Consider the following 536-nt stretch of genomic DNA (forward strand, 5'->3'; position numbering starts at 1 on the left):
ACTGCTGCCTCCCGTAGGAGTTTGGACCGTGTCTCAGTTCCAATGTGGCCGATCACCCTCTCAGGTCGGCTACTGATCGTCGCCTTGGTAAGCCGTTACCTTACCAACTAGCTAATCAGACGCGGGTCCATCCTGTACTGGCTCACCTTTGATATTCAAGAGATGCCTCTCAAATATATTATCCCGTATTAGCATACCTTTCGGTATGTTATCCGTGTGTACAGGGTAGGTTACCCACGCGTTACTCACCCGTCCGCCGCTCTTTACCGAAGTAAATCGCTCAACTTGCATGTGTTAGGCACGCCGCCAGCGTTCATCCTGAGCCAGGATCAAACTCTCAAATAAAAGTTTATCAGGCTCAGATACTATTGTTATCAAAATATCTGGCTTTATGGTTTGTTTCTTGTTTATAAATTAACCTACTGTTTAATTTTCAAAGTTCTTTAAATTATTGTGGTGGGCCATCAGGGACTCGAACCCCAGACCTACCGGTTATGAGCCGGGCGCTCTAACCAACTGAGCTAATGGCCCACAAT

The 536-nt window shown here is 46.6% G+C and carries 1 tRNA gene and 1 rRNA gene; both read right to left on the minus strand.

Going from position 1 to position 536, the window contains the following annotated elements:
- A 16S ribosomal RNA gene (locus tag DB032_RS23450) occupies positions 1-345 on the minus strand; the annotation flags it as partial.
- A gap of 109 nt (positions 346-454) precedes the next feature.
- A tRNA-Ile gene (locus DB032_RS23455) sits at positions 455-531 on the minus strand.
- Positions 532-536: the final 5 nt, after the last annotated feature.

Origin of the sequence: Chromobacterium sp. Panama (assembly GCF_003052555.1) — a bacterium.
Classification (GTDB): domain Bacteria; phylum Pseudomonadota; class Gammaproteobacteria; order Burkholderiales; family Chromobacteriaceae; genus Chromobacterium.